The organism is Burkholderia sp. MBR-1, from assembly GCF_013822785.1.
Taxonomy (GTDB): Bacteria; Pseudomonadota; Gammaproteobacteria; order Burkholderiales; family Burkholderiaceae; genus Burkholderia; species Burkholderia vietnamiensis.
Genome location: NZ_CP053609.1, coordinates 1,025,647 through 1,041,286 on the forward strand (window position 1 = coordinate 1,025,647; position 15,640 = coordinate 1,041,286).

Genomic DNA, 15,640 nt, shown 5'->3' on the forward strand with positions numbered 1-15,640 from the left:
CCGTACACTCGCGGGTCGCGCGGCGCCGCCTCCGCCGCTGATCCAGTCATTTCTCCCGTTTCCGGATTCATCGATGACGTTCGTTACCGTGCCGTTGCCGTCTTCTCCCTGTCGTTGCACTCGCAGCCGTATCGCCCGCAGCCCGTTTCGCGGAGGTCGCGCATGACGAGGTTCGACAGTCTGTGGATCGGGCAGGTCGCGCTGGCGGCGTTGATGGACGCGACCTTCGCGATGGCGGCCGGCTCGGCGCTGCTCAAGGCGTGGCTCGGCAAGGACGGCGCGCGGCCGGTCGTCGCGCCGTCGCACCCCGCATGGCTGCGCGCGCAACATTCGCTCGTCGCGGCCGCGCTGGCGCTCGTGCTCGCCGATCTCGGCTGGCTGCTGTACGAGGCCGCGTCGATGAGCGGCACGGGGCTCGGCGGCGCATTCGGCGCGCTGCCGACGGTGCTCGCGCAGACCCACGTCGGCTTCGCGTGGAGCGTGGCGTTCGCGGGCGCCGTCGTGCTGGCGATCGTCGCGCTCGCCAAACCGGACGGCCCGCTCGCGCACGCGGTGCTGTGGCTCGCCGTCATCGCGATCGCGGCCGGCAAGGCGTCGCTCGGCCATGCGGCCGACACGGGCGCGCTGTCGGCGGCGGTCGGCGTGCAGACGCTGCATCTGCTCGCGACCGCGGTGTGGGGCGGCCTCGTGCTGGCGGGCGGGCTCGCGGTGCTGCCGACGCTCGGCTCGTCGGTCGCGCGCGGCGCGCTGATCCGGATCGGCCAGCAGCTGTCGCGCACGTCGACGATCGCAGTGGTGTTCGTGCTCGGCACCGGCGTGCTCAACGCGCTGCGCGGGCTCGGTGGCTCGCTCGCGCCGCTCGACGGCAGCACGTGGGGGCGCGTGCTGTTGCTCAAGCTGCTGCTGGTCGCGCTCGCGCTGGTGCTCGGCGGCCTGAATCGCTTCTCCGCGTTGCCGCGGCTGCGCCGCACCGCGTCGACCGAAGACGCGCATACGTTCCGCAACATCCTGCATCTCGAGGCGCTGCTGATGATCGGCGTGTTCGTCGCGGCCGCGGTGCTGTCGTTCAGCGTGCCGGGCTTTGCGGCGCTGGGCTGACCGCAGTTCGGCGCAGCCGCGCGCGCGGCCCGCGCACGGCGCAGATGCAACGACGGCCGCCCGTTCGGGCGGCCGTCTCGAATGCGACGCGCGGCGGGCGCACCGCGCCGCGCGTGCCGCCTTGCTTCACCACTCGGCGACGCTGCCGTCGCTGTGGCGCCATACCGGGTTGCGCCAGCGGTGGCCCGTCTTCGCCATTTCGCGCACCTTCTCCTCGTTGACGTCGATGCCGAGCCCCGGCCCTTGCGGGATCGCGACGAAGCCGTCGTCGTAGCGGAACACCTCGGGATTGCGCAGATAGTCGAGCAGGTCGTTGCCCTGGTTGTAATGGATGCCGAGGCTCTGTTCCTGGATGAACGCGTTGTAGCTGACCGCATCGAGCTGCAGGCACGCGGCCAGCGCGATCGGACCGAGCGGGCAGTGCAGCGCGAGCGCGACGTCGTAGCTTTCCGCGAGCGTCGCGATCTTGCGGCACTCGGTGATGCCGCCCGCGTGCGACGCGTCGGGCTGGATGATGTCGACGTAACCGCCCGCGAGGATGTGCTTGAAGTCCCAGCGCGAGTAGAGCCGCTCGCCGAGCGCGATCGGCGTGTTGGTCTGGTTCACGATGTCGCGCAGCGCTTCGGCGTTCTCCGACAGCACCGGCTCCTCGATGAACATCAGCTTGTACGGATCCAGCTCCTTCGCGAGCACCTTCGCCATCGGCTTGTGCACGCGGCCGTGGAAGTCGACGCCGATCCCGACGTGCGGGCCGACCGCGTCGCGCACCGCCGCGACGTTCGCGATCACCTGCTCGACCTTGTCGTAGGTGTCGACGATCTGCAGCTCTTCCGAGCCGTTCATCTTCACCGCCTTGAAGCCGCGCTCGACGACCGCGCGCGCGTTGTTGGCGACGTCGCTCGGGCGATCGCCGCCGATCCACGAATACACCTTGATGCGCTCGCGCACCTGGCCGCCGAGCAGCGCGTGCACGGGCACGCCGTGATGCTTGCCCTTGATGTCCCACAGCGCCTGATCGACGCCGGCGATCGCGCTCATCGTGATCGGGCCGCCGCGGTAGAACCCGGCGCGATACATCACCTGCCAGTGATCCTCGATCAGCAGCGGGTCCTTGCCGATCAGGTAATCGGCGAGTTCCTGCACCGCGGCCTCGACCGTGTGCGCGCGTCCTTCGACGATCGGCTCGCCCCAGCCGACGATTCCTTCGTCGGTTTCGATCTTGAGGAACAGCCAGCGCGGCGGGACGACGAAGGTTTCGAGGCGGGTGATTTTCATGTCGCGAGTCTCCGAAGGAGGCCGACGCGCCGTGCGATTGCGGTGCCGGCCGAATACATGACGGTGATCCTAGCGTAGCGTGCTAAAAAATAGTATTAATAGCACTATTGTGCAGATAGTGGGCAGTCGTCGCATTGCCCGCCCAACGGAGAACGATCATTCAACGCGACCTGCATGGACAGACGGCGTTCCGGCTTGCGACGGCGATCCTGCGCGGCGACTATCCGCCCGAATCGCTGCTGCCGCGCGAGGCGGACCTGATGGAGATGTTCGGCGTGAGCCGCACGGTGTTGCGCGAGGCGCTGCGCACGCTGACGTCGAAGGGGCTGGTCGAATCGCGGCCGAAGGTCGGCACGCGCGTGCGGCCGCGTCGCGCATGGAACCTGCTCGATGCCGACCTGCTCGACTGGTACGCGCGTGTCGCGCCGCCGATCGCGTTCGCGCTGAAGCTGCAGGAGATGCGCGAGATGATCGAGCCGCATGCGGCCGCGCTGGCCGCCCGCGCGCACGGGCCGGGCGGGTTCGACGCGATCGAGGCGGCGGTGCGCGCGATGGCGGCGGCGCGCAACGTCGACGAATGGGTGCGCGCCGACCTGCGCTTTCACATGAGCGTGCTCGAGGCCGGCGGCAACGAGCTGCTGGTGCCGCTCGGCGCGCTGATCGACCGCACGCTGGAGGCGCAGCTGCATCTGAACGCGCGGCGCGCTCACGTGTTCAACGCGTCGCTCGCCGAGCATACGGCCGTCAGCGATGCGATTCGCGGGCGCGACGAGGACGGCGCCCGTCGCGCGATGGCCGCGCTGCTCGCGGTGACGCGCGCGCGCATCGAGCGCTCGTGACGGCCGGGGCGGTCGCGCCGGCGCGCCGTCGGCGGCTGCGCGCGCTGCGTTCAGACCGATTCGTCGCGAGCGGAATGCCGGTCGGCGCGGTCATGTGACGCGTTCGTCGCGGCTGCCGCGATTGACGTCGCGGCGGCTCGCAGTACGTTGCGGCCGGCGCGGCGGCGCGCTACTGTGCTCGCTCGAGCGCATCCGCGTGACGGCGTCCCGCCGTCATGCGTCGATGCGCCGGTGCCGCTTCGGAGATCACCATGCTGTATCGCGGAAGCTGTCATTGCGGCGACGTGAAGTTCGACGCCCAAGGCGACCTGCAGGGCGTAATGGCCTGCAATTGCTCGATCTGCCGGCGCAAGGGCGCGCTGTTGTGGTTCGTGCCGCGCGCTCACGTCACGTTCTCGACGCCCGACGACAACCTCGCCACCTATACGTTCAACCAGCACACGATCCGGCATCGCTTCTGCAAGCGCTGCGGGATCCACACCTTCGCCGAGGCCACGCATCCGAACGGCACCGAGATGGTCTGCATCAACGTGCGGTGTCTCGAGGATGTCGATCCCGACGTGCTGCCGGTCACGCATTACGACGGCCGCTCGCGTTGAAGCGCGCGGCGCAGCTCGGCACCGGCGCGCGACGCGCCGCGGCCGTCACGACGGTAGCGGCTGCGGCGTTTCGGCCTGCGGTGCGTCGCCAGCCGTCCGCGTGCCGGCCGTCACGGGCCGCTCGATCAGCGGCGCGAGCGCCGGCGCCATCGACTTCAGCAGTTGCACGGCCATCGCGCTCGTGAAGTCGTAGCGCGCCGCGTACGGCTCGTGCGCGGTCGCGGTCAGCACGCCGAAGAAGCGGTCGCCCAGCACGAACACGAACGTGCCGCTGCGGTTGACCTTGCGCGATTCGATCAGCCGCGCGCCGCGTGCGTACACGTTGAAGCGCTGGTCGCCCGTCCCCGTCTTGCCGTACACCTCGAGCGTCTTGCCGTCGGGTAGCGTGAAGCCGCCTGCGAGGCGCCGTGCCGTGCCGTTCAGCACCACGTCGCGCAGCAGCGTGTGCGCCACCTTGACGATCTCCGGCGGCAGCAACGGCTGCGGTTGCGCGGCCGCGCGCACGAAGCGGGTTTCGTACGGCGTGCCCTTCGCGAAATCGAGGCGCGTGATCGTCTCGGTCGGCGCCTTTTGGCCGCCGTTCGCGATCAGCCCGATCAGCTTCGCGAGCGCGTCGGGCTGGTCGCCCGATGCCCCGATCGCGGCCGCGTACGACGGCGTGACTTCGGCGAACGGGTAGCCGAGCGCGCGCCACGCCTTCGTGATCTCTTCGTACGCGCGCAGCTCGACCATGTGGCGGATGCGCCGGTCCTGGGTCGCGTGGTAGCGCGTCTTGTAGAGCCACGAGTAGGTGTAGACGCGTGCGTCGCGGCTGTCGCGCTGCACGTCGCCGAGCGAGGCGTTCGGGTGCGCGCGCAGATAGTTGAGCGTCCACAGCGCGAGCGGATGGACGCTCGCGATGTAGCCGCGGTCGTTCAGGTTGAAGCGGTCGATCGCGTACTTCGCGTAGAGCGCGGCGAGATCGTCGTCGGACAGCGTCGCGGCCGGCGTGCCCTTCAACTGCGCGCGCATCTGCCCATCGAACCACGCGCGCGGCTCGTTCGGCGCGACGCTGCGCAACACCGTCGCGATCTTCGCCGGCGACTTGCGCACGTCGCGCAACATCAGCGCGAGCGCGTCGTCGGGCGCCTTGCCCGCATAGCGCGTGTAGTAGCGCTTCACGTAGACCTTGCTTTCGCCGTCGACGAATTGCGCGAGGTAGCGCTTGCGCTGCTCGGGGTCGCCGAGCCACGACGACGACGGGCCGGCCGCCTTCAGCATCTCGTAGTGCACGATGTCGCGCATCAGCCGCACGAACACGAGGTTCACCGAATGCTCGAACGCCCTATGCAGCGTGAGGATGCGGCCGTTGTCGGACTTCTCGAAGTTCGAGAACACCTGCGCGCCGCCGCCCGTGTAGAACACGTCGGGGCTCGCCGAATACTTGCGCTCGACCGCCGCGTCGAGCATCGCCTGCAGCGAGCGCTCGCGCGTATGCGACAGGTAGTCGACGGCCCAGCGCGACAAGCCGTCGAGCGGATCGAGCTTCACCTGCGCGAGCTGCGCGTTCGACAGGCCGCCGTAGCGCGCATGCAGCTCGGTCACGATCTGCAGGTAGGTGATCAGCGTGCGCAGCTTCGCCGTCGAGCCGAGGTTGATGCGACCGCCGCGATTCACGTCGAACGGCTGGTTCACGCTGTCGGTCTGCACGCGCAGCAGGTTCGCGCCGTTGCGATGCTCGTACAGCGTGAAGCTGTACGTCAGGTGTGACGGATCGTCCTTCGGCGCGAGCATCTCGAAGCCGTACAGGCCGGCGGCCTGCGCGCCGTCGCGCGTCGACGCCTGCGCGAGGCGTTCGGCGACCGCCTGCTGCACGCCGTTGTCGAGCGTGCTGGTCGCTTCGAGGTCGAGCTGATCGAGCTGGTACAGGTCGCTGATGCCGAGCGCGGACAACAGAGACGCGCGCGCCGACGACACCGCCTTGCGCGACACGAACGACTGCACGCGCGCGGCCGGCGGCGGCGCGCTGCGCTCGATCGACGCGGCGAGCGCCGCGTCGCGCAGCGCGGGCGAGATCACGCCGCCGTTCGCGAGCAGCCTCAGGTAGCTGTCGGTCAGCTTCTGCAGCGCCGGATAGCCGCGATTCAGGAAGAACGACGGCGCGCGTTGCGCGATGATCAGCGATAGCACCTCGCGGAACGCCTTGCCCTGTGCGTCGACGTTGTCGCCGGTGGTCGGCGCTGACAGGATCCGGTTCACGTCGTTGAAGTCGCGGCCGTACCACGCGGCGAGGCCGTCGCCGATGCCGGTGATTTCGCCCACGTGCGCGCGCGCCGCGAGCGGCACCGAATTCAGATAGCGCACCAGGATCGCGCGGCGCGCGAGCATCGTCTGCGGGCCGTTCAGGTACGCGAGCACCGACGCGGACGCGATCTGCCGCAGCTTCTCGGGCGGCGTCGCGGTGCGGCCGTCGGGCGAATGGCGGAACTTCTCGATCTGCGTCGCGAGCGTGCTGCCGCCGGGGCGCGCCTGATGACGGTTGACCACGTGCATCGCCTGGTCCGCCAGCGCGCGGCTGAAGCGGCCCCAGTCGATCGCCGGGTTGCGGTTCGGCTGGTTCGGGTCGAGCAGATAACGATCCTCGATGAACATCAGCGCGTCGGCGACCACGCGCGGCACCGCGTCGAAATCGGCATACACGCGTTGCGGGAACACGGTCGCGAACAGCGGCGCGCCGGTCGAATCGAACAGCATCAGCCCGGACTGGTCCTTCTCTTCATACGGGAGGAACAGCCCGCGATCGGCGAGCGACAGCATCCGCTGCGAGTCGCGGGCCTGCTTGCCGACGACGAAGCCGCGGGCGAGCAGCCGTTGCTGAAACGCGGGAATCATCGAGTAGCCGAGGCGCTCGTCGTACGGGCCGTTGGCGGGGAAGCGGATGTGGTCGCTCGGGCCGGCCTCGACCGTGTAGCTGAGGTCGCGGGTGAGTTCCGACAGGTAGTGCGCTTGCAGGCGCGACGTCTGGATCTCGGTTATCACCAGCCGGGCGACGATCGCGATCGCGATCAGCAGCGCGGCCAGCAAAGACCACTTGACCCACGTCCAGACCGATGCACTCCCGGTCATGCGCGGCAGGATGCGATTCAGCGGCCGATTCATGGCGGCGTCTCCCTGAAGGCGCAGGCTCCGGCCGCACCTCATAAAGGACTAGTGTAGTCCTCCGCAGCGGGCTGCCAAGGGTGTTCACTACCGAGATGCGCGGATGCAACGCACGTGCCCGGCCCGGGCCGTCGGCCGGGCGCGCTGCACCGCGTCCGTGCGTGGGGCGCGGGCGACAAATCGGGTTCGATCCCGTTGCCGCGCGACGGTACTACGGGTTGCGGCAAGGGTGGCGCGGCGCCGCTGCGGTACGATCGGCGGACCGCGGCGCCGTGCCGCCGTGCCCGTATTGGCGAGGACCACCATGTCGATCCATCCCGTCGCGCTCTTTTGTACGGCGATTCTCGGGCTGCTGTTGTTCGGGCTCGGGCTCGTCGTGTCGGTGTCGCGCTTTCTTCACACCACGGGTTCGGGATGTCTGCCCGATCCGACCGACCGGTTGCACAAGGTCGTGCGCGCGCACGGCAACACGGCCGAATACGCGCCGTTCCTCGCGGTGCTGTTCCTGTATGTCGGCGCGCATGCGCCGTCTCGCGCGATCCTGTCGCTGATCGTCGCGGCGACCGTGTGCCGCTGCCTGCTGGTGGTCGGATTGATTGTCTGGCCGACGATGGCCAGACCCAATCCGGTGCGCTTCACCGGCGCGTTCGGTACGTATCTGTGCGGCGCGGCGCTGTGCGTATCGTTGTTCTTCTGAGCGAGCGCGCGGCGGCGCGAACGCGGCGCCGGTGATGGGTGTTCGGTGCAGCGCGCGTGCGTGTTACAGCACGCTGCGTGCGAATGCGCTCGCCGTGGCGGCACGTCGCAATCTGAACCGGCCAGCCGCGACCGACGAACCGGCGTGGCGCGCGCGGTCAAACGCTGCCTGCGGATTCGATCACGAGGATGCGCGCTTCGCCGAGCGGATGCGCGACGTGTTCGGTGCCGATCGTCGCGTGGAACAGGTCGCCCGTTTCGAGCACCGTCGCGCGCTCGATGCCGGCTTCGCGATAGCGCATCTCGACGCGGCCGTCGAGCACCGCGAACACTTCCTCGCCGTCGTTCACGTGCCAGCGATACGGCCGATCGGTCCAGTGCAGCCGGACCGTGATGCCGTTCAGGTTCGCGATGTCGAGCGCGCCCCATGGGTGCGCGGCGGTGAAGGTCGTGCTGCGGATGATGTTCATCGACGGGTTCGCAGGTGCGGTTCGAATTTTGCAGGGAGCGACGAGGCCGTGCGGGCCTCGGATCAGGACGTGGATTCGACGCGTTTATCGCACTATCGCGCCATCGCACGCAATGCCGCGTCGATCGTCTGCCGGCGTTTTTCGAGGCCGGCCGCCGAGCGCTGCGTCACGCGCTCGAGGACCGACGCCGGCGCGGTATCCGGCGAGCCCGCGTCGAACGGCGGGGCCGGCGCATATTCGAGCGCGAGTTGAATCGACTGCGCTTCTTCGACGCCGGCGAGTTCGGCCGCGATCGTCAACGCGAAATCGATGCCGGCCGTCACGCCGCCGCCGGTGATCAGATTGCCGTCGCGCACCACGCGTTCGCGCACGGGCACCGCGCCGAGCGGTTCGAGCAACGAGTGAAACGCCCAGTGCGTCGTCGCGCGGCGGCCTTTCAGCAAGCCCGCCACGCCGAGCAGCAGCGCGCCGGTGCACACCGACGTGACGTAGCGCGCGGTGGCCGCGCGTTGCTGCACGAACGCGATCGTCTGCGCATCGAGCAGCAACTCGTTGATGCCGATCCCGCCCGGCACGCAGATCACGTCGAGCGGCGGGCAATCGTCGAACGTGCAGGTCGGCGCGAGCGCGAGGCCGCTGCTCGATGCGACGGTGTCGCGCGATTTCCAGACCAGATGGACGGCCGCATCGGGCAGTGACGCCAGCACGTCGTGCGGGCCGGTGAGATCGAGTTGCTGGACGCCCGGAAACACGAGAAGGCCGATATGCAGGGTCATGCGAACACTCCGGAAGAGAAGGACAAGCGCCGCTGCCGGCGCACGATGGACAGATCGATTCTAGGCGCGTAGTGTTTGGCGAAATTGCCATATCGCCCACGTTTTAAGCCAATCGCCATGCATGCCGCTCCCCGTTCGATCGTCGTCCTCGCGTTCCCTCGTGCGCAGTTGCTCGATGTGAGCGGGCCGCTGCAGGTGTTCGCGTCGGTCAACGAGCTCGCGCAGGAGCGCGGGCAACCGGCGCCCTATGCGCCGCGCGTCGTGGCGGCCGATGGCGGGCCGGTGGAGACGTCCGCCGGGCTCGTCGTGATGGCCGATTCGCTGCGCTCGGCCGGACGGCCGGATACGGTGATCGTCGCCGGCGGCAAGGGCGTGCATGCGGCGTCGCGGGATGCGCGCACGGTGCGCTGGGTGCGCCGGCAGGCGCAGCACGCGCGACGCGTCGCGTCCGTATGCACCGGCGCGTTCCTGCTGGCGGAGGCCGGCCTGCTCGACGGGCGGCGCGCCGTCACGCACTGGGCGCGTTGCGACGAATTCGCCGCGCGCTATCCGAACGTGCGCGTCGAGCCCGATCCGATCTTCATCCGCGACGGCGCGCTGTGGACGTCGGCCGGCGTGACGGCCGGCATCGATCTCGCGCTTGCGCTCGTCGAGGAGGACCTCGGGCGCGCGATCGCACTCGACGCCGCGCGCGAACTCGTCGTGTTCCTGAAGCGGCCGGGCGGGCAGGCGCAGTTCAGCGCGATGTTGTCGATGCAGCGCACCGACGACCGCTTCGGCGAACTGCATGCGTGGATCGCCGAACACCTCGCGGCCGATCTGTCGGTGCCCGCGCTTGCCGAGCGCGTCAGCATGAGCGAGCGCAGCTTCGTGCGTCACTATCGCGCGGGCACCGGCTGCACGCCCGCGCGGGCGGTCGAACAGATTCGGATCGAAGCGGCGCAACGGCTGCTCGGCGAGACCGACTGGCCGATCAAGCGGATCGCCACGCGCTGCGGCTTCGGGTCGGAGGAGACGCTGCGGCGCAGTTTCGTGCGTGTGCTCGGTGTGTCGCCGCAGGGGTATCGGGAGCGCTTCGTGCGGTGATGGGGCGAGGCGGGATGCTCACGATGCGATTACCGGATGTGGTCGGGTGCGATGTGAGGCAATCGCATGGAAGTCGCGCACTTTGAGGCCGAGGCGGCGCGTACTGTTCGGGCTTGCGGAACAATGGGCCGGGGCTTGTGCCGCGGCCGGTGGGCGCTCTATTCTGTCCTGTTGGCGATTTGTAGAGGGGCGCAGCATGGACCGCATTCAGGCAATGGAAGTTTTCACCCGCGTGGTCGACGCGAACAGCTTCACGCGCGCGGCGGACACGCTCGCGATGCCGCGCGCGTCGGTGACGACGATCATCCAGAATCTCGAGGCGCTGCTCGGCGTGCGCCTGATGCATCGGACGACGCGCCGGCTGTCGCTGACGCCGGAAGGTGCGGCGTACTACGAGCACTGCATGAAGATCATCGCGGAGATCGCCGAAGTCGATGCGAGCTTCCAGACCGGCAACCGCAAGCCGAGCGGCGTGCTGCGCGTGCATATGCCGAACTCGCTCGGGCGGCGTGTGGTGTTGCCGTCGCTGTCGATCTTTCGGCAGCGCTTTCCCGACATCGCGCTCGATCTCGGGCTGTCCGACCGCTATGTGGATCCGGTGGAGGAGGGGATCGACTGCATGATCCGCGTCGGTCCGCTGGAGGATTCGTCGATGGTCGCGCGACGGATCGGCATGCTCAAGCGCGTGACCTGCGCGTCGCCCGACTATCTGGCGCGTCATGGCGAGCCGCAGGAGATCGCCGATCTGGCCGACCATCATGCGGTGAATTTCCGGGCGAGCCACGGCGCGCGTCCGATTCCGTGGGTGTTCATGATCGACGGCAAGCCGGTCGAGGTGCGGATGGCCGGCACCGTCACCGTGAACGATTCGGATGCGTACGTGACGAGCGGCCTCGAAGGGTTCGGGATGATCCAGCCGACGCTGTTCATGGTGCTGCCGCATCTGCGCGACGGCTCGCTGGTCGAGGTGCTGCCCGAGTGCAATCCGAAGCCCAAGCCGATCTCGATCGTTTATCCGCACAACCGGCATCTGTCGCAGAAGGTGCGCGTGTTCGCTGACTGGATCGCGGAGCTGTTCGAGGCGACGCCGTCGCTGGAGGGCGGGGAGAACTGGCGCGGGAAGGGGCGGGCCGGAGGGACGGAGGTGCAGAGGGGGGCGGTGGTGGTTTGATTCGCGGGGCGCGCTCGCCGTGATGGTGGTGGGCGGGGGATGCGGGTGGGGCGGTAGCGCGGCAATGAAAAAAGCCGCTGTTCCGAAAGGAACAGCGGCTTTTCGCATTTGGTGGCGAATCAGCGAGATTTCATCTGTTTGGAGGATTTCCTGGTATATCAGCGTCTTAGCTAAAAATGACGGGTCGGCTGCAGAAAAAAGAGACACCAAGTGCCACACGTTCGTCACCGCTGAGCGTCTACCTGTAAAAATCTACAGGTGGGCCACTAACAAAAACTTGCGCTAAAGAAGTGTCGATGAATGTCGTTAACTTTGGCGGGCGACGTAAATTTATGAACAACGTCCTTATTTTCGGAGAAATTTTCATGAATAAATATCGAGTCTTTTACAGTTTTCGCAAAGGTAGTAGCTCAACGAGCGGCACCATTGATGTCGCTGCAGAGTCGGATTTCATGGCGGTGAAAATTGCCGAAGGACAGGCTCGACAAAGGAATAGTGGCCGTGATGGTTATGAGTTCATCGTTACCAAAGTTGAGCGCCGATGACATGGAAAGCGATGATGATAAGTACCTGAGCCTATCTGAGGATTGGTCGGAGCTTGTAGATGGCTATGGAGCGAAGGAGCGCTCTGTAGCCGGGCTTAAGATTTTGGGTAAAAGCATTTTCAATATCGGTAAGTTTGCGTTTACCGAAGCTCTCCCGAAAATAGCGGAGCAGACTGCCAGAATGGCAGAGGAGGCTGCCAAGAATAAAAAATAGTCATTTTTTATTAAAGAAGCCATCTATTTATAGGTGGCTTCTTTAATATGTGGTGCGCAAGCGGGAACAGATAAAATGGAGTCGGCCGGTGATATTCGGGCGTCGAGCCGTCCGTTAGGGCACCGGTCGATCGCAACGACGGGGTACCACGTCCGCTAGGGCAAGGGTGAGAAGGTTGATCCGACTAAGTGAGGTTGGTATGGCGGAAAAGCTGAATTCGATTGAGCGACAGCGCGAGTTTTGTAAGCGGTTTCGTCAGGCGGATGCGATCTCGCGGCAGGTATGAGGCAGGCGAATTTGAGAAGGTTCAGAAGTCGCGTGTGGTCACCGGCAAGATCGCGACGGAGAATTTATTGCGTTGACGGCGGAAGACGTTGGGAAGGGTGCTTTGGACGCGCGAGGACCCCTGGCAAAGATACGGATTTGCGATTATGAACGTTGCTCATCGAGGTCAAGCTGACCCTGAGCTCTCGAGGGGTCCTCTGGCAGCTCATCTGTCGATATCGCATGCAATCCAATAGAGCGTGCGAAGTTGCGCAAACCAGTGTCGTCAGAGTAAATGCACGTTGCAAGGCGACTGCGGGCGATCGCAACGATCTGGTGATCAAATTTGACCTTGCTCCAGGCCGCGTTTTGCTTCCCCTTCTTGTTACCGGTGGATAGCGCTGTGCGAATGCTGAGTGAACACTCGATCGCTGCACGTTGATCGAACGGCACAACTTCGAAGCCCGATGATCGACTGAATTCGTCCGCCAGGTCTGGGGCGTGAACGAGCAACTCGGACAACGCCGGAGTCGGGATGAGTATTTTTGTTCTAGCCTGACGTAGAGTGCGCACGAGAAAATCTAAGCGCTCTCTCTTGTGCAGCTCAGTCTTGCGGGGCGTGAGGAGACTGATAAGAACTCCAGCATCAAAAACAACCATTAATCACGTCCCCGGATCGTTTGGTGTTCTTTTAACGGATCTTCGAGTGTCGCCCATCCGTTACCCGGATGCAAAGCAAGTTTGGCAAGTAATTCGTCGACCGGCGTATCGTCAAGCTCCTCGAAATGAGCAATATGAAAGCTAACTAGACTCCAACCGCCTTCGCTTGAACGCTCCCAAACGCCTTGCCCGTGAACGCGAACGGGCTTGCCGAGGTAGTGGCCGACAAGTGCTCGTGCGGTCTCGGGGGTTGTCTCGATTCCCTTATAGATCGTCTGTTCATCGAGCGATTGCAGCCACACAGGAATCGTTCGGTCCGTACCGCCGATGCGAATGACGGTGCCGTCTAAGCTACCCGCCTCACGCAACCGATACGGCCTCTCATCGGGTATCTCTCGACCTAGAAACTTGACGTAGACGACATTCCCGGCCTTCAGCGTGGCCTTGGCATTGTCCGCTTTCAGAAGGCGATTGATCGCCTCAAACGGCCGCCGAATATCGTCCGGCGCATCGACTGAATGCGCAAGTTGCAGCCGTGCTTGAACCTTAGGTATAGCCGGATAGTCAACTTTGGCCTGGGGAATCGCGCTCCCCTTTTTCACACTCGTGAAGTGCACGTGCTCGTGGCTACCGAGCAAGTCAGCAAGCTGTGCCAAATACTCCGCCAGCCGCGACATCGGGAGCGTGTCCGGCGTGAAAGCGTCGATTCGAAATTGGATGAGTTCGGTCTTGTCCATGGCGCGGTCTTCGTTCCGATTATAAGGTGAAGACTGCCAGCGAGCCTACTGACCGTTGCGCCTTCGCTGCTCGGCGCGGTTGACACTTCGGTGACATGCAGAAACGAACAAGGGGTTACGTTTGCACGTAACCCCTTGATTTTTTTGGTGGCGAATCAGGGACTCGAACCCCGGACCTGCGGATTATGATTCCGTCGCTCTAACCGACTGAGCTAATTCGCCGAAGACTTGAATTATGTAGATCTACCGCCCGGCTGTCAACACCTTTTTCGATCTTCCCTGAAAAAAGTTGCCGACCGTCTCATGCCGGCGCCGACCGCGCGGGCGAAACACCGCCCGCGCACCCGTCGTCAATCCTGCGCGTAGATGTTCGAGTTCTTCGTGTCCTTCACGAACAGCACGCCGATCACGAACGTCGCCAGCGCGATCACGATCGGATACCAGAGCCCCGAATAGATGTCGCCCTTCGCCGCGACGATCGCGAACGCGGTCGCGGGCAGGAAGCCGCCGAACCAGCCGTTGCCGATGTGATACGGCAGCGACATCGACGTGTAGCGGATCCGCGTCGGGAACATCTCGACCAGCATCGCGGCGATCGGCCCGTACACCATCGTCACGTAGATCACGAGGATCGTCAGGATCACGATGGTCATCGGCCAGTTCAGTTGCGCCGGATCGGCCTTCGCCGGGTAGCCGGCGCCCTTCAGCGTCGACGCGAGCGTCTTGTCGAACGCCGCGCCTTGCGCCTTCGCATCGGTGGCTTTGCCGTCATAGGCCGGGATCACCGTGTCGCCCACCTTGATCTGCGCTATCGTACCGGCCGGCGCCGCGACGTTCTCGTAGTTCAGGCCGGCTTTCGCGAGCGCGCTCTTCGCGATGTCGCACGAGCTCGTGAACTTCGACGTACCCACCGGGTTGAACTGGAACGAGCAGGTGGCCGGATCGGCGAGCACCGTGATCGGCGCCTTCTGCGTCGCGAGTTCGAGCTGCGGGTTCGCGTAGTGCGTGAGCGCCTTGAACAGCGGGAAGTACGTGAGCGCCGCGATCAGGCAGCCGGCGAGGATGATCGGCTTGCGGCCGATCTTGTCCGACAGCGAGCCGAAGAACAGGAAGAACGGCGTGCCGATCAGCAGTGCGATCGCGATCAGGATGTTCGCGCTCGCACCGTCCACCTTCAGCGTCTGCGTGAGGAAGAACAGCGCATAGAACTGGCCCGTGTACCAGACGACGGCCTGGCCGGCGGTCAGCCCGACGAGCGCCAGAATCACGATCTTCAGGTTCTTCCACTGGCCGAACGCTTCGGTCAGCGGCGCCTTCGACGTCTTGCCCTCGGCCTTGATGCGCAGGAACACCGGCGACTCGTTCAGCTGCATCCGGATCCACACCGACACCGCGAGCAGCAGGATCGACGCGACGAACGGCACGCGCCAGCCCCAGTTGCCGAACGCTTCCTCGCCGATGAAGGTGCGCACGCCGAGGATCACGAGCAACGACAGGAACAGGCCGAGCGTCGCGGTGGTCTGGATCCACGCGGTGTAGAAGCCGCGGCGGTTGGCCGGCGCATGCTCGGCGACGTAGGTCGCCGCGCCGCCGTACTCGCCGCCGAGCGCAAGGCCCTGCAGCAGCCGCATCGCGATGAAGATCACCGGCGCAGCAATGCCGATCGACGTGTAGCCGGGCAGGAAGCCGACCACGAAGGTCGAGATGCCCATGAGGACGATCGTCACGAGGAACGTGTGCTTGCGGCCGACCAGGTCACCGAGGCGCCCGAACACGATCGCGCCGAACGGGCGCACCGCGAAGCCGGCCGCGAAGCCGAGCAGCGTGAAGATGAACGCGGCAGTCGGGTTGACCCCGGAGAAGAAGCTCTTGCTGATGTAGGCCGCGAGTGATCCGGCCAGATAAAAGTCGTACCACTCGAACACGGTGCCGAGCGACGACGCGAAGATCACCTTCTTTTCTTCGCCCGTCATCGGCGAGTGCGAAATTTGCTCGCCTAGCGTTGCCATGAATCGTCTCCAAGTCCCTTGATATAGATGTGCGGCCGCTTTGGGAGGGCGGGCCTGACGACG

General features: G+C 65.7%; 15 protein-coding genes and 1 tRNA gene. 8 read left to right on the forward strand and 8 right to left on the reverse strand.

All coding sequences use genetic code 11. The features are described 5' to 3' along the window. Window positions 1-162: 162 nt before the first annotated feature. Window positions 163-1,098, forward strand: coding sequence for a copper resistance D family protein (locus MBR110_RS04685; protein ID WP_011885942.1), 936 nt, complete (start codon window positions 163-165; stop codon window positions 1,096-1,098). 126 nt (window positions 1,099-1,224) lie between these two features. On the opposite strand, the gene dgoD is transcribed toward MBR110_RS04685, so the two are convergent. Then, a complete protein-coding gene (gene dgoD / locus MBR110_RS04690) occupies window positions 1,225-2,373 on the reverse strand; it encodes a galactonate dehydratase (protein ID WP_011885941.1) in 1,149 nt (382 codons plus the stop codon). A 134-nt stretch (window positions 2,374-2,507) separates the two neighbouring features. Between dgoD and MBR110_RS04695 the strand changes: the two genes are divergently transcribed. Both MBR110_RS04695 and MBR110_RS04700 read left to right on the forward strand, forming a co-directional pair. After that, the gene (locus MBR110_RS04695; RefSeq protein WP_011885940.1) at window positions 2,508-3,212 is read left to right on the forward strand and encodes a FadR/GntR family transcriptional regulator; all 705 of its coding nucleotides are present in this window, start codon (window positions 2,508-2,510) and stop codon (window positions 3,210-3,212) included. Window positions 3,213-3,463: 251 nt separating this feature from the next. Further along, window positions 3,464-3,811, forward strand: a complete 348-nt coding sequence (locus MBR110_RS04700; protein WP_011885939.1) for a GFA family protein — start codon at window positions 3,464-3,466, stop codon at window positions 3,809-3,811. A gap of 45 nt (window positions 3,812-3,856) precedes the next feature. Here MBR110_RS04700 and MBR110_RS04705 read toward each other — a convergent pair whose 3' ends face one another. Next, window positions 3,857-6,949 (reverse strand): transglycosylase domain-containing protein, encoded by a 3,093-nt coding sequence (locus tag MBR110_RS04705; RefSeq protein WP_181709204.1) that lies wholly within the window; start codon window positions 6,947-6,949, stop codon window positions 3,857-3,859. Between the two features lie 304 nt (window positions 6,950-7,253). Between MBR110_RS04705 and MBR110_RS04710 the strand changes: the two genes are divergently transcribed. Then, the gene (locus tag MBR110_RS04710) at window positions 7,254-7,646 is read left to right on the forward strand and encodes an MAPEG family protein (protein WP_011885937.1); all 393 of its coding nucleotides are present in this window, start codon (window positions 7,254-7,256) and stop codon (window positions 7,644-7,646) included. Window positions 7,647-7,803: 157 nt separating this feature from the next. On the opposite strand, the gene MBR110_RS04715 is transcribed toward MBR110_RS04710, so the two are convergent. Then, on the reverse strand, window positions 7,804-8,115 hold the full coding sequence (locus MBR110_RS04715) for a cupin domain-containing protein (RefSeq protein WP_011885936.1): 312 nt from the start codon (window positions 8,113-8,115) through the stop codon (window positions 7,804-7,806). Window positions 8,116-8,207: 92 nt separating this feature from the next. After that, window positions 8,208-8,891, reverse strand: coding sequence for a DJ-1/PfpI family protein (locus MBR110_RS04720; RefSeq protein WP_011885935.1), 684 nt, complete (start codon window positions 8,889-8,891; stop codon window positions 8,208-8,210). Between the two features lie 117 nt (window positions 8,892-9,008). On the opposite strand from MBR110_RS04720, the gene MBR110_RS04725 reads away from it, so the two are divergent. From MBR110_RS04725 to MBR110_RS04740, 4 genes are all read left to right on the forward strand, one after another. Then, window positions 9,009-9,977 carry a GlxA family transcriptional regulator gene (locus MBR110_RS04725; RefSeq protein ID WP_059735410.1) on the forward strand — a complete coding sequence of 323 codons (969 nt, stop codon included), beginning with the start codon at window positions 9,009-9,011 and terminating at the stop codon, window positions 9,975-9,977. A 196-nt stretch (window positions 9,978-10,173) separates the two neighbouring features. Continuing rightward, a complete protein-coding gene (locus MBR110_RS04730) occupies window positions 10,174-11,148 on the forward strand; it encodes a LysR family transcriptional regulator (RefSeq protein WP_011885933.1) in 975 nt (324 codons plus the stop codon). A gap of 296 nt (window positions 11,149-11,444) precedes the next feature. After that, window positions 11,445-11,693: a hypothetical protein gene (locus MBR110_RS04735; RefSeq protein WP_146230212.1), complete on the forward strand. Its 249-nt coding sequence runs from the start codon at window positions 11,445-11,447 to the stop codon at window positions 11,691-11,693. Window position 11,694: 1 nt separating this feature from the next. Beyond that, window positions 11,695-11,907, forward strand: a complete 213-nt coding sequence (locus MBR110_RS04740; protein ID WP_155416583.1) for a hypothetical protein — start codon at window positions 11,695-11,697, stop codon at window positions 11,905-11,907. 429 nt (window positions 11,908-12,336) lie between these two features. Here MBR110_RS04740 and MBR110_RS04745 read toward each other — a convergent pair whose 3' ends face one another. The 4 genes from MBR110_RS04745 to MBR110_RS04760 all read right to left on the reverse strand — a co-directional run bounded on the left by MBR110_RS04745 (window position 12,337) and on the right by MBR110_RS04760 (window position 15,577). After that, complete coding sequence (locus MBR110_RS04745) at window positions 12,337-12,831, reverse strand: hypothetical protein (protein ID WP_059888388.1); 495 nt, start codon at window positions 12,829-12,831, stop codon at window positions 12,337-12,339. Further along, window positions 12,831-13,568 (reverse strand): hypothetical protein, encoded by a 738-nt coding sequence (locus MBR110_RS04750; RefSeq protein ID WP_046423941.1) that lies wholly within the window; start codon window positions 13,566-13,568, stop codon window positions 12,831-12,833. The genes MBR110_RS04745 and MBR110_RS04750 overlap by 1 nt, the downstream gene beginning before the upstream one ends. 145 nt (window positions 13,569-13,713) lie before the next feature. Then, a tRNA-Met gene (locus MBR110_RS04755) sits at window positions 13,714-13,790 on the reverse strand. 128 nt (window positions 13,791-13,918) lie between these two features. Continuing rightward, window positions 13,919-15,577, reverse strand: coding sequence for an MFS transporter (locus MBR110_RS04760; protein WP_014723584.1), 1,659 nt, complete (start codon window positions 15,575-15,577; stop codon window positions 13,919-13,921). Window positions 15,578-15,640 lie beyond the last annotated feature (63 nt).

Coding starts and splice junctions, on each gene's coding strand:
- MBR110_RS04685 (WP_011885942.1), top strand. CDS start 163: ATGACGAGGTTCGACAGTCTGTGGATCGGGCAGGTCGCGCTGGCGGCG.
- dgoD (WP_011885941.1), bottom strand. CDS start 2,373: ATGAAAATCACCCGCCTCGAAACCTTCGTCGTCCCGCCGCGCTGGCTG.
- MBR110_RS04700 (WP_011885939.1), top strand. CDS start 3,464: ATGCTGTATCGCGGAAGCTGTCATTGCGGCGACGTGAAGTTCGACGCC.
- MBR110_RS04705 (WP_181709204.1), bottom strand. CDS start 6,949: ATGAATCGGCCGCTGAATCGCATCCTGCCGCGCATGACCGGGAGTGCA.
- MBR110_RS04710 (WP_011885937.1), top strand. CDS start 7,254: ATGTCGATCCATCCCGTCGCGCTCTTTTGTACGGCGATTCTCGGGCTG.
- MBR110_RS04715 (WP_011885936.1), bottom strand. CDS start 8,115: ATGAACATCATCCGCAGCACGACCTTCACCGCCGCGCACCCATGGGGC.
- MBR110_RS04720 (WP_011885935.1), bottom strand. CDS start 8,891: ATGACCCTGCATATCGGCCTTCTCGTGTTTCCGGGCGTCCAGCAACTC.
- MBR110_RS04725 (WP_059735410.1), top strand. CDS start 9,009: ATGCATGCCGCTCCCCGTTCGATCGTCGTCCTCGCGTTCCCTCGTGCG.
- MBR110_RS04730 (WP_011885933.1), top strand. CDS start 10,174: ATGGACCGCATTCAGGCAATGGAAGTTTTCACCCGCGTGGTCGACGCG.
- MBR110_RS04735 (WP_146230212.1), top strand. CDS start 11,445: ATGAATGTCGTTAACTTTGGCGGGCGACGTAAATTTATGAACAACGTC.
- MBR110_RS04740 (WP_155416583.1), top strand. CDS start 11,695: ATGGAAAGCGATGATGATAAGTACCTGAGCCTATCTGAGGATTGGTCG.
- MBR110_RS04745 (WP_059888388.1), bottom strand. CDS start 12,831: ATGGTTGTTTTTGATGCTGGAGTTCTTATCAGTCTCCTCACGCCCCGC.
- MBR110_RS04750 (WP_046423941.1), bottom strand. CDS start 13,568: ATGGACAAGACCGAACTCATCCAATTTCGAATCGACGCTTTCACGCCG.
- MBR110_RS04760 (WP_014723584.1), bottom strand. CDS start 15,577: ATGGCAACGCTAGGCGAGCAAATTTCGCACTCGCCGATGACGGGCGAA.